This is a genomic window from Pseudoalteromonas sp. SMS1, from assembly GCF_021530565.1.
Taxonomy (GTDB): Bacteria; Pseudomonadota; Gammaproteobacteria; order Enterobacterales; family Alteromonadaceae; genus Pseudoalteromonas.
The window spans coordinates 107,759-120,593 of sequence record NZ_JAKGBI010000011.1; the positions used below are offsets into that span (position 1 = coordinate 107,759).

Sequence of the window (12,835 nt, forward strand, 5' to 3'; positions counted from 1 at the left end):
ACTGAGTAATGAAATGAAAACGCGCGACAGAGAATATCAAAAAGTCTTCTCTGTTAATAAAAATTTGCACAAGGGGCTTTGAAACTTGTCCAGGTAGACCGAGTTGCGTTATGGACACTCCACCATATGGCCCACCCACCGCGCCAGTCACATTCTACTATTATCAGAAACAGGTAGTGTGTACATGCTAAAACCCTTTCTTGATTCCTCAGCACTTATTGCAACCGCAAACAACATTAAAACCGCTTTGACACCGTCTCTTATTTTTTCTAAAGACACCACAGAGGTAGATAACCCAAATGAAAAAGCCAACCTCTGCTGCCGCCCGTAAATAAGCGATTCATGCTTAGTTTACTGCGTTATCACAACCAGAGTTACATGGCGATAGAACATCATAAAAAAACAGCCCCAAACACGAGTGTGAGGGGCACATGACTTATTGGTGTCGTTCAAACCAATCAATAATACGAGTTAGCCTTTCCACTAAGTTTGTGGGTGTACCACTACGAGACAAAGAATGTGTTTCGCCTTTGAATATGACCATTTCAACGGGAACATCGTTGGCCTTCAAAGCATAAAACCATTCTTGTCCCTGCCCAAGTGGGGTTATCATGTCTGCATCACTGTGAATAATTAACGTAGGTGTAGATACTTTGTCAGCATATTTTAGCGGTGACCTGTCCCAATATGCATCGAAGTTATTCCATAGGTTGCCGCCAAACTCTTTTGTCATCTGATTCGGGGTGTACTCTTGCGTGCCAGCTTCAGAAATCCATGAACTCACACTGCGCTGCGTAACGGCTGCTTTAAATCTATCGGTTTTGGTGGTAATCCAATTCGTTAAAAAGCCGCCATGGCTACCTCCTGTAATATAAAGTCGTTCAGCATCAACCCATTTGTTGTCAGACAATACTTTGTCTAGGAATTGGACATTATCTCGATAATCTGCCCCTCCATAATCCTTTCGAACTGCTTTGCTGTGTGCAATACCATAACCACTGCTGCCACGATAGTTCACATAAGCAACGGCATATCCTTTGGCTGCGTACATTTGGTTTTCATGAAACCACTGATGACCCCACATTCCGCCCGGGCCCCCCTTAATATTCAACACCAGAGGATAGGATTTATGTTTATCAAAATTGAGTGGCTTGTGGATAAAGCCTTGTACGCGCATGCCCTTTTCATTTGTAAACCACACTTCTTGAGCGGGTGAAAGGCGCTTATCCGCTAACACTGGGTCATTAAAACGGGTTAGCTTCGTGACTAGCTTAGAATCTAAATTAAGACGATACAACTCAGGTAACTGGGTGGCGCTCTCCATCGTAAACACCAAAAACTGGCCATCATGAGAAAGCACAAGGTTTTTTATGGTTGTGTTCTGTTCCATTAACTTTGTGACTTTGCCAGACCTTGATACAGAAAACAGTCGATTTGCGCCATGATCGTTTGCAGTAAAATACAGTGTTTTGTTATCCGGTGCCCAAATTGCTTGGGAGACATTTCTATCAAAGTCAGCTGTCAAGTTTTGCAACTGACCATTGGGGCCTTGCAACATTAGATCAGCCTGCGCATATGTGTCTTCATAATGTACATACGATAAAAGTGTATTGTCTCGAGATAAACTGGCACTGACTTGAGCCCCTGCATGATCTGTTAATGCGGTTATCTCCTGAGTCTTTACATCTAGGTGATATATCTCTGAATTCGTATTGCCTTCATATTCTAATCCGGTTCTATTGGCGTGAAAATAAATGTGTTTACCATCTTTTGAAACAACGGGGCTATTCGCGTTCCAATCTGGGCCAGAAGTAAGCTGGGTGAGCTCATTTTTCTGCATATCAAATAAAAACAGATGACGACGTTTATCACTCAAATAACCACTGCCATTGGCGATATACTTTGCTTGATTCACGACCACGATATTTGGTTCTGCGCGCTTGTTAGATTCACCGGATCCATTCACATCTTTTTGAGTTTTTGCGCTTTTGGGACTGACACTTAGCGTTAACAATAGTTTGTCTCCACTTGGAAACCATTCAAAGCCCGTTAGGCTTTGATCTAGCGTTGTCACTTGTTTCGCTTCTCCACCATCTGCTGGCATCACAAATACCTGTGCTTTCTCATCAACAGTTCGAATAAAGGCAACATGGCGACCATCTTCTGACCATTGAGGTCCACGATCTCCTTTCCCCTGAGTAAACTCTGAAATAACCCCACTTTTATTAATTTTAAATATTTGGCTATTTCGACCGCTGGCGTCCTCATTCACCGTAGTTTTAACAAATAATGTTACCTCATTATTCGGCGAGATCTGTGGGTCTCCCATAAATACAAAATCAAAATAGTCTTGCGGTACTAGGCCATTCTGATTTTGTTCATGTGCAAATATTCCCGAGCTAGCCGTCATCAAAACGGCGGAGAGTAACAAACAACCTAATGGTTTTTTTGACTTTATTTTTTTTGTCATACCAATACTTCCAAGAAACTAAACCTGATGTTCAGGTCAACATGTTATGGTTAAAATTATTTCGGATACCTAAATTAGCGCGAATAGTAATCTGGTGGAAAGTCATAGCCTATTACAAAGACATTCGCTCGTCCTAAAAACACTGTGAACGGTAGATAAATTAGGATTTATCGCCCAAAAGTTAAATCGGCTATTCCGAATCGACCAGCCAGTTTGCCTGATGATAAGGGCATGAGTGCAGGGCGATCATGTGACTGTTAGTAAAAAATCTATCGCAGTATGGGCACAACCCTTACGATTCCCTGTTTAATACGATACAAAAACCAACCTTTAAGCATTAATGATCACATTAGTATCATAATAGGAACGCATAATGGGAAGTTTTATTAGGGATACAAAACAATGCATATTATTTTGGGCGTACTTGGCGCACTGCTCACCATACTGTTCTTGCTGAATCGACTAAGTGAGACAGGGTTCGATATTGGGTGGTTAAACCCTTTCTCATGGCACAGAAGAAGAAAGTTTCGCAAACACCACGACCTGAACCCTGTGTTCAAATTGGACTCTCCTCTAGATGTTGCAGCATTGCTTGCAACGGGTGTCGTCAAAGTAGATGGCGATATCACCGCAACACAAAAAGCGGCACTCCTGCAAACATTTGAATCAGAGTTTCGAGTAGACAAGGAAGAAGCAAAAGATTTACTCACATCCAGTGTGTATTTAATTGGCAATGGACAGGCATTCTTTTCCAAACCGGCGAAAAGTATTGAGCGTAGCTTTGATAAATTTACCCCGGAGCAGGTATCTTCCGTAATTAGGCTTCTGGATAAAATGAGCCAAATTGATGGGCCTGCCACAGCAATACAAACTCAATATATAAAAAATGCCGTTAAAGGGCTGCCAACTCACTCATCAAATAAATGGTAATAAAACGAGGCGAGTAATTAGCTTGCCCCGTTTTCGTTTCTACTAACGAACAATGGCGATTACTGAATCAACGTTTCAAGGTATTTTTTCGCTGTGTCTTTAATCGTATCATGGTTATTTCTGATGTCATCCAAAGTAGGCGAGACTAAAATGTCCGGCTGTACCCCTACACCGATCAGCTTGCTGCCATCAGCTTGTCGTACTTCTGCTCCGGTAAAACCAATTGCCAGATGATATGGGACATCGCCATATAAAACGTAGGTCAAATCACCATTAATGCCTTTAGTGGCTTCCCCCACCACAGGGATATTCAAGTTTTGAAAAAAAGCGAGCACAAATTCATTGCGGCTAATACTATATCGGCTGCTCAACACCACCATCGGCTTATTCAACCTCTGGCTCGTCCCCTGTCTTGATAAATCAAGGTTAAAAACATGTCTTTGTTCATAATCGGGATGATTAGATACGCGAATTTTGTATACGGGACCTTCGATTTTTCCATCATGTATTGACGTTAAAAAGTTCTGCCAAGCAAACCAGTCACTCGGATAGTTACGTAAGTCAACGATGATGCCACGGGCTGTTTCAAGCTTTTTCATCAAACCAGGTAACGCCTCATTTGTTACCTTACTTAAATCCAAATAATGGATGTGTTTGTCTAAGACTTGATGCGTTGCTTGACTACTGTGCGTATAATTATCGATCGTGTTGTAGTAACTCTCATACCGTAATTTGTCTGTTACCAATTGCACTGAATACGGTTGATTATCGCGATTTACGATGTCTAGCGTTACGGTATCTGTTGGGTTCTCTCTAAGTAACACTTCATTGCCCAACACATCGCTTGCGGCCGTGTTTGCTGCAGACAAAGAGTAAGGTATTTTTTCATTTATCAAAGTTCGAATGTCCTGGCCATCCACAGCCACGAGTTCATCACCGACTTCCAGCTCATCGACTTTGCTCCCTTTGTAAATCAAAACAGGCTTACCTTCTACCATCTCAAAGCCAACGTCTGGCCAATAACGTGCTGCTGGCACGTCCCGTAAATATAAGTAAACATGATTGTCTTGCAACTTAGTGAGGGTGTACTTAAGTGCGTTTTCAATCTTCCTTGCGTCTTGAGTCTGACAAACACTCAGTAGTGGCCTGAGCTCTGCTCCCCAGTTAACAGGTACATGATGAAAGTACTGCCCGAAATGCGCCATCACACCCCAAACTTTACTCATCACACTGAAGCAATAAAAAGGGTTTTCAAGGGTGTCTGGAATATTGACATGAGCAGGCACTATATAGGCCCCACCATCCTTAGCCGTCTTATTTGCTTCTAAAAGCATTGGGACCCGAACATAGACACCATTTAACTGCGCATAATAAACTTGCTGCTGTGGCAGAAATGGCTCTGTGTGTAACTGACCATAGTTTATCGTATTCACTTCCCTACGAAATGAATAATGGCCCAACTTACTTGGATACCCTAAATTTATCCAACCGCTGACTTTGTCATGCTCTCTTAACCTCTCCGGTTCTGTTAGGTAGTCATTAAAAGTGACATGAGGCGCAACTTCATTGAACAAATACTTTAGCTGTGATGCAAAATCCTGAGATGTATTCTGTTGTATATAGTGAGCACCATATTTAGAAAATTGCTCCCAGTCTGTTGCTTGAACCGATTCACTTGGGTGATAAAACTCAACCAAATTTGCGATTTTTGAGAATGCTTCAATTCTATCAAGTGCGTAATCACCCGAATTATCACTACTGGCATGCACCGCTGTTGCTGTCATAAGCAGAGCCGTAATGATGGCTTTCATATTATTATTCATCATAATTTCCATATATTTTTAGGCGTAATTAAATTACTCACAACATTTCTAGCTCGTCAATCCCTAACAAAAAAAGATAAAAACATTAATCGAAGCCATATAAAACAAAAATATAAACACATATTACAAACAGTTAAAAACAAAATATTAAAAAACAAAAATATAGAAACCACACCCAGACAAAATTAAAAAACAAATACAAATAAAACTAAAAAACAAAATCAATTAGATAGATTATAAAAATCACCTAACAAAAAGATTAATAAAATTTATTAAAACAAAATTTAACCATCATTTTCTTTGTCATTTATTGCTCGCCTATTATTGCACGCCTATACCAAGGCATGATTAGGGATATAAAAAGACGGTGTTCATACCTTCCCTAAATAACACAACGCATTGAGCAACTTGAAATTAGCCACCAACCAAGTTGGTTTTTTAGCAAAAAAACGAGCTAAAACAATATCTTTCAATAATCAAACCGACGACACTACTTGTTCTAAACCGCCCTTAATCGGGCGAGTCGCAATACCGTTGGCGTGATGAGCCACCTTTTCAAGATTAAGGCCTTTACGCATTCAATATCATTTAGCTTGTTTTTTATACATTAGATTGTATATTTTATACTGACAGCGATGTCATCCATATTTCAAATACAACATGAAAAGAGTAACCACGATATGATAATTACCTCAAAAAAAGCCGTGTATGGCGTTATCTTTTGTGCCCTGAGCGAGCATGCTTCTGCAATACAAACCATTGACTTAGAACAATACAGGCAACTTATGCCAATTTTTCAAGGTGCGATTGATTACCGAATTTTGCTCGCAGACAATGTGACCGTCAATTACCACTGCGAAATCATAGAAACGCCAGATGGGGGATATGATATTGATAGGAAAAGCTGCAATAAACCTGGGCAGTTTTACCATATCGATTGGCAAGGGGAGTTTCCAAATGAGATTAATCTCAGTGTCAATGGCACTTCGACTTCGGATACTATTGTCGAACATAAATTATGGGCAATCGCTTTTGCACATGCGAGTGCTTCTAGCCGTATACAAATGCAGTATGGTTTAAGAAAGGGCCGCAACGGCACATTTGATTTAAGTAAGCCTTTTGCAACTGGAGAGCAATTTGGAGATTACTTCCAACGACAAATGAATCCAAACTACTTTGTCTCCAAAGGGCTTCAAGAAAGCTCTCTTGGTAAAGATTTACCACCAGAAGCTGACGAAGATGATGGCGTGCTGCAAATTGAATATCCAGGCAGTGCTTGGGCAGAGCTACAAGGCGTTGTTGGCGGCGGTTTTCCTCTTCCCTTCAAAGCTCTTGACCCAAAAACTGTGCTCAGTTCTCATTCTGGGCCTGCGCGGAACATACTCGGCTCTTCTCTAAGTAGCGGGTTTTACAATGGCTCAGCACTGGCAATTGTCAGTGGTTCTCTACCATGGAACCAAGGTTCAGACTTATCTCAGGATTCCATGCATTTATTTTTACAGCAATCCAAAGACCCTGATGCACTCTCTATGCTTATGTCCTTTATGTATAATCGGGGCCCCTATGCAGCCAAAGACCAGATACTACGCACTCAAGAAGTTTTTGACCATTGTGTGTCTATCGAGGAAGATCTTGAAGATGATTGGACTTGTTTTCAAAAACAAAATGATTTTGGTGCGCGTTATATCAGACAAATCCCCGACGTCACCAATACGCTTACACAGGCTGCTGGTCAAGGACACACATATGATGCGCAATTAAGTTGGCAAGACATCCTAAATTATCTCACTTTGCTACAGAATTACGGGTTCTACTCGAACACGATTGTCGATAACGCGAAATCAGCAGCAAAGATCGTATTCGACGAATTAAAAAGCGACGACACGATTTCTTATAAAACGCAATTTGGCCGCATACTTGAACAAATCATGGTCAACCTTCCAATCTATGAATTAGGTGAGGGCGGTCCATACGACGAACAAGGAAAAAAGCAATTTTATTTGTATAACTATACAAATGAAACCGTTTTAGTCATTGCGAATAATGAAGCAGCACAAGCTGATGTCAATGAGTTTATATTGCCTCAAAACCGCATAGCAATTGATATTAACGGCCAATTTCTCGAACTTAAATCTAGTGATGGGTCCTATCACTGTACCGAAGAAGCAAATACGGCACTTGCTGCGCTCAAGGCAACAACAGATGACACTTATCTATCGCTTAGTGCGCAACTTAAGCTCACTATTGCACAGGGCCGCTGCGTGTTTGAATCTGGCCCTCACACTCCCCCACCGCCAGTTCAAGACGGATATTGGGACGCAAGCAAATTATATGACCAACCTGGAGAAATGGTAATTGATTCGCTGGATTGTCACGAATATAAAAATGAGTGGTATATCGTCGGTGGTAATGCGCCAAGTAACGTGTTCAGCCAAGACCCTTGGGGTGTATGGCGCCAAATATCCGAGCGTCCCAATAGCACATGCTTAAGTGATAGATAGATCAAAAGGCGAGCTACGTTTTTTCAATTCAACCTTTACCATGTAACCAAGGGCCGAAATCAGGCCCTTTATCATTTTTACATGTCATAGGCTCTGTTGGTTTCATGTCCGTATTTTATTCAGGCATAAGCACACGAAATCAATTTATCGCTGATATGTCACTGCAAACGTATTCTCGATTAGCGACAAAGTACATTATGAAATAGGCCTATAAGCTATAACATGAAGAAGAGTGAACAATCACTCTTCGGTGCTAACACAATTAATAGTGCTTACAAGGATCGTCTAAAAAACATCCCGAATTAGACCACCCTCCGCCCACTTTTTTTGTCTGAGACTTACATAGAATATCTTTTGCTTGTAACTCTCTAAGTTTCGTTTTTTTCAATTTTAATTTCAGTTTCATCTTAATTTCCTTTTCACTTTAAAACCAAATTAAGTATTGCACGATAAATCAGCAAAACAAATATATGAGTATAATATTATTCATAAATTAAACTCATCAACAAAGCTCGCCTCTTCAGGCCGTTTTATAAAAGAGAAATACAAAAACATAACTATATAATATAATTATATTTTAAATTTTTTAAACCTCATTTTTACCACAAAAATCAACCCTAACTGACAGTCACTTACACTGCTTTCTCCGACATCGCGACGATACTAACTTTCGAAATTTAAAAACACTTTTTTTTCTACCTGTATCAAGTCACGACAAAAGTTTTGTAAAAAACAACAGGCACTGTTCTTGCTTGGTTCATAAATATTTAATTTTAGTCAAGAAAATGTCTATATGAATGTTCAAAATTTGCCCGCTGGATATACAAGTTATAGTGCTCTGCTGGATCCAAAGAAAGATATGTCAAAAAACACCACAGAGACTGAGAAGGCAGAGTCAGAAAAGATAAACTCTGGAGAAGAAAACAGCGCAGACGACAAAAAAAGTGAGGAAGTAAAGACCAAAGATGAACGGGTGCAAAGCATCCTGTCTTTACAACAAAAAATTAAGTCACTCCAGCTAAAACAAGATGAACTCAGTGCTGATCAGCAGACGCTATTGGCAGATCTTAAACATAATCTCGAAGAAGAGCTTGCACAGGTCCAATCGTTTATCCGCGGTCAAGCATCTACATATGTAAGCGGGTTGTTTTCAAACTCACCGGCCCTTGGAAACACCCACAGCGGTATGTTTTTGAGCAGTAAAGTCTAGATTTTAAAATCACTCGACCATTTATCAGGGATAAAGAAGGGCAACTAATTTGTCTTCATATCTAGTGGCGATGCCTACGTTAAAAGTGGCAAAACACAAGTATGCTCGCCTCCTAAACTCCTCTATTAGTGCGTGCCGAAATGGGGTGCCGCCACCAAGCACACACCGCAGCCATACCATGCGCTCAGGTAGGTTAAAAATGCATGTCGGGTAGCATAACCTTATTGAGTACAAAAGTGCATAGGTAATCAACAAGCCGACCTATATCACCTTCAACTTTCTTGAGAACAGTGATAATTTGATACGTGCATAACTCGATAGGATGCGTATTCTTCGGCTATAATTTATAAAACCTAATTAATCCTGTGGTAGTTGAGTATGCCTGCTTTTTCCAGCAATGAATCAATTTGCCTACCGATAAAATTTATAAATGACCTCTCTCAATCGCAGGATTTAAGTGAGACTTTAAACCTCATATCCTTTTGGCTGCCAAAAATCATTGAGTCTGATCGCGCCAGTGTGTGTTTGGGAAACCAGCCAGAACACACCTTAGAGGTCTATGCACTGTTCGGCAATAACGCCATTGAAGCGAAAACCATCTTGCCTGTTAAAGGCACTATGGTGGGCAGAGTGTTTCAAAACAAAACGCTAGAAATACAAAATAACTTGTTAGACTCTGATGACTTAGACTGCTTAAAGTTGCATCAAGGAGGGCTGAACTCTTGTATGGATGCACCTTTACAAAAACTAGGTAATTGCTTTGGCACCCTCAATATTGGGAGCTTGAGTACAGGTGCATACCAACACCAAGATGCCGTGATGTTAGAATGTATCGCCAATTGGTTAGCCAACTACATTCACTCCCAAATAGAAATTTCTGAACAAAAAAAACGCGCAGAAACGGATCCTTTAACAGAAACAAGTAACAGACGCTGCTTAACAACAGTAGGTAATGAGATGTTCCAAAAATGGCAAAATGACAGCCAGTCATTCGCCATGATCATGATTGACATCGACAACTTTAAAAGGATCAACGATTGTTATGGACACCATGCGGGTGATCAGGTACTCATTAACTTTAGTAGTGTCGTTAGACAAGTCATTCGCAAATCTGACCATTTTTTCAGAATGGGAGGAGAAGAGTTTGTTATTTTGGTCGAAGATGGGGGCAATTCAATAGCCAAACATGCTGAACGCATTCGCCAGGCAGTTGAGGAGATGTCTGTTCAATATGAAGGCCACCATATCAATATCACGATTAGCTGTGGTGTCACCGTCGTGAATAAGCAAGATCATGAACTTGAATGTGTTTATTGTCGAGCAGATCAGGCCCTATATCGCTCAAAACAAAATGGGCGAAATCTGACGACCGTAATATAAAAGTGAGTAATGCCCATGATACGCTTGGCAGTTACGTACGAGCCAATTTCAGCCATTCATAATGCAGCTGAGACAGGTTAAAGGCATATACAAAAGCTTTGTGAGGGACAAACTGAACCTATTGGGCGATGCTTTTTGATGGCATTGACGGCTTTATTAAGCTCTCTAGTACACAATTCGATAACTAAAGCCACGGTGAACAAAGCTGCTATTTTTAAGATTGTTCATTATAACTGTTTAATACACAAGGCCAAGGTGATACCCATTTTGCGATATGACTGTATGAGGTTGATAGGCTTCTTCTGTAGCAATGTCATTTATTGATGCCTAAGTAATCTGAGTGTCATTGATAAGAATTCGATCTTGTGGCGATTGTTGAGCACGTTTTACTCCTAACGATGGGATTAAATGCGCTAGCGCCACAGAAAAGTTATAACTTGAGTTTAATCGCGCTACATTTAAAACGTCTCTTCCATTACTCTTCCCCCCTTCTCTCCTTGGGCAAAGTATGACAAAGACGATCCACTGCATCGTGTCTGTATGTAATATTGACTAAAATCTACCCTTTCAATATGTGCACATCAGGGTTTAAATCCGTGAACGTGGTGTTTTTACCAAAATACTTTCATATAAAACATGACTAAAAAAGGGTTTAGGCTGTCGAATATCAACGTGTGTAATAAAGTACTAAAATCCTGTTCTAACTCCGGCTCAAATTGACCTTCAATGTCATTGAATGGGCAATACCTTAAACTTCATTCCGACCCCATAGTTGTTTCATATGGGGCCTAAGAATATCACCAACGAAAAGTAGCATTCATCTGAGTGGCGTTTTAAGCTTAGTGATTATACGCATCGATCACTAAGTTGCCGGCTGGAATTGAGATTTGATTTTGAGCTGCTTGATCATCATTTTTGCTGTATGAGTTGCCGATAAAATTATTATTACGCGAGCTTTGACCTGTCAATTTAATTAAATAAGCGAAGTTTTTCTGCTCCTTAACTAGCATAGGCGCAATTATATAAAATGAATTCGACATGAAATTTGAGTTAGCCACATCATATAGTAAAAACCCGTATCCTCTTGAAGAAGATATGATGTTATTGGAAACGACAGCATTGTTGACATTTTCCATCCTAATGCTCGCACTCAAATTTGAATTATCCCAATAATTATGATCTAAAGTGTTATTTGCAATTCTTACATTCCAAGAGGTTTTATAATTACCCTCTTTATCCGCCTCATTTTCTATGGTAATACCACCATTCTTATTACCAACTAATAGGTTTTGATCAATAGACACGGCATGGATCTGACCTTTTAGCTTAATACCTGGGTGAACAGAGCGTTCAATTGTATTATCTTTAATGATGAGACGCTTTAAAAGACCAGAACCATAAATTCCACTCCAGCCGCTCTTTTTAATTAAGTTCCCTGAGACTTCAATATTATTTCCCACAACATTATAATCATGCGGATTAACCAAGATACCATGTCGATATGAAGACTCTATAACACTATTATTTACACCTGAATAAGCATCATTAATTTTGAACACCTGCGTATAACACCTTAACATCTTCAAGATATGCATCTTTCAGTTTTATTGGGTAGAAAGAGCTATTTTCGAACCTAAGAATTGATGAATTTCCTTCACCCTTAATATTTACGCCTCGAACTTCAATGTCACCTAAAACAGTGTGGATACCAGATGGAATATGTACATAGGACTTCTTTTCTTCTGCTAAGTAGATACAATCTTGCAGCGTTTGACATTCTTTATCTTGTGAAAATATAACCTTCGCAGCTGAGGGGTGAGTTACTAACAACAATAACACAAACGCAATAAAACCTTTCATAAATATACCTCATTATTTTTATTTTTCTTGTTTAAAATCAATTACCATACAACCATAATCAACCTAAAAAAGCACGATAAAACAGAATCTTTCTAAGATAAACTACTATTTCAACATTGCTTCGAGGTACAAAAACTAGAAATTTTTGCCACCAGCTATCATTATCGAAAAAAGTGACGTTATTTTTCTTTATCAGTTTACCTAACATCATTTAAATATGATTAAGCTAGCGCTACTTGCTTTTTTAAAATTGTACTTTGCGAAGGTGCATCAAGTCGTCGCACAACAAAAAAATTAAAACCTGCTATAAAAAAATAACTTCACCTCTTACCAACTTATCAATTTATCAATTTATTTGTTTAAACATTTATTTATTTAAATATTTATTTACTTAAAAATTCAAACACAATTAAACATCACACAGGTAATTTTAGGAGGAAATAAGTAAAAACCACCCATTATGAATAAATTAATATTACCTAATTTGTTTTTCATTGTTTGAAGAAATTATCCAACGTCTGTTCATCGCGGCTTGTCAGGTTAGATATTAGCTGACTTTGGATAAACTCTAAGTAATAGCGGATTTTTAATCTGCGTTACTATTTATCAGCAATTCGTACTGCAAGTATAAGCAAATGGGGAAAATGCCTAAATCGCAGTA

At 39.4% G+C, this 12,835-nt stretch carries 8 protein-coding genes; 4 read left to right on the top strand and 4 right to left on the bottom strand.

Features of this window, described 5'->3' with window-relative positions:
• Nucleotides 1-436: 436 nt before the first annotated feature.
• Nucleotides 437-2,470 carry a S9 family peptidase gene (locus tag L1286_RS12930; RefSeq protein ID WP_235407471.1) on the bottom strand — a complete coding sequence of 678 codons (2,034 nt, stop codon included), beginning with the start codon at nt 2,468-2,470 and terminating at the stop codon, nt 437-439.
• Between the two features lie 402 nt (nt 2,471-2,872).
• Here L1286_RS12930 and L1286_RS12935 point away from each other — a divergent pair, with 402 nt between their 5' ends.
• Nucleotides 2,873-3,400 (top strand): TerB family tellurite resistance protein, encoded by a 528-nt coding sequence (locus L1286_RS12935; RefSeq protein WP_235407472.1) that lies wholly within the window; start codon nt 2,873-2,875, stop codon nt 3,398-3,400.
• 59 nt (nt 3,401-3,459) lie between these two features.
• Here L1286_RS12935 and L1286_RS12940 read toward each other — a convergent pair whose 3' ends face one another.
• Nucleotides 3,460-5,226, bottom strand: a complete 1,767-nt coding sequence (locus tag L1286_RS12940; protein WP_235407473.1) for a S41 family peptidase — start codon at nt 5,224-5,226, stop codon at nt 3,460-3,462.
• Nucleotides 5,227-5,903: 677 nt separating this feature from the next.
• Here L1286_RS12940 and L1286_RS12945 point away from each other — a divergent pair.
• The 3 genes from L1286_RS12945 to L1286_RS12955 all read left to right on the top strand — a co-directional run bounded on the left by L1286_RS12945 (nt 5,904) and on the right by L1286_RS12955 (nt 10,314).
• On the top strand, nt 5,904-7,724 hold the full coding sequence (locus L1286_RS12945; RefSeq protein WP_235407474.1) for a hypothetical protein: 1,821 nt from the start codon (nt 5,904-5,906) through the stop codon (nt 7,722-7,724).
• 793 nt (nt 7,725-8,517) lie between these two features.
• A complete protein-coding gene (locus tag L1286_RS12950; protein ID WP_235407475.1) occupies nt 8,518-8,934 on the top strand; it encodes a hypothetical protein in 417 nt (138 codons plus the stop codon).
• A gap of 378 nt (nt 8,935-9,312) precedes the next feature.
• Nucleotides 9,313-10,314: a sensor domain-containing diguanylate cyclase gene (locus tag L1286_RS12955; RefSeq protein WP_235407476.1), complete on the top strand. Its 1,002-nt coding sequence runs from the start codon at nt 9,313-9,315 to the stop codon at nt 10,312-10,314.
• Between the two features lie 839 nt (nt 10,315-11,153).
• Here L1286_RS12955 and L1286_RS12960 read toward each other — a convergent pair.
• Both L1286_RS12960 and L1286_RS12965 read right to left on the bottom strand, forming a co-directional pair.
• Nucleotides 11,154-11,873 (bottom strand): right-handed parallel beta-helix repeat-containing protein, encoded by a 720-nt coding sequence (locus tag L1286_RS12960; protein ID WP_235407477.1) that lies wholly within the window; start codon nt 11,871-11,873, stop codon nt 11,154-11,156.
• Nucleotides 11,860-12,174 (bottom strand): hypothetical protein, encoded by a 315-nt coding sequence (locus L1286_RS12965; protein ID WP_235407478.1) that lies wholly within the window; start codon nt 12,172-12,174, stop codon nt 11,860-11,862. The genes L1286_RS12960 and L1286_RS12965 overlap by 14 nt, the downstream gene beginning before the upstream one ends.
• Between the last annotated feature and the right edge of the window lie 661 nt (nt 12,175-12,835).

Excerpts from the sequence above, each read along its gene's own strand:
- L1286_RS12930 (WP_235407471.1), bottom strand. The coding sequence starts at position 2,470 with ATGACAAAAAAAATAAAGTCAAAAAAACCATTAGGTTGTTTGTTACTC.
- L1286_RS12935 (WP_235407472.1), top strand. The coding sequence starts at position 2,873 with ATGCATATTATTTTGGGCGTACTTGGCGCACTGCTCACCATACTGTTC.
- L1286_RS12940 (WP_235407473.1), bottom strand. The coding sequence starts at position 5,226 with ATGATGAATAATAATATGAAAGCCATCATTACGGCTCTGCTTATGACA.
- L1286_RS12945 (WP_235407474.1), top strand. The coding sequence starts at position 5,904 with ATGATAATTACCTCAAAAAAAGCCGTGTATGGCGTTATCTTTTGTGCC.
- L1286_RS12950 (WP_235407475.1), top strand. The coding sequence starts at position 8,518 with ATGAATGTTCAAAATTTGCCCGCTGGATATACAAGTTATAGTGCTCTG.
- L1286_RS12955 (WP_235407476.1), top strand. The coding sequence starts at position 9,313 with ATGCCTGCTTTTTCCAGCAATGAATCAATTTGCCTACCGATAAAATTT.
- L1286_RS12965 (WP_235407478.1), bottom strand. The coding sequence starts at position 12,174 with ATGAAAGGTTTTATTGCGTTTGTGTTATTGTTGTTAGTAACTCACCCC.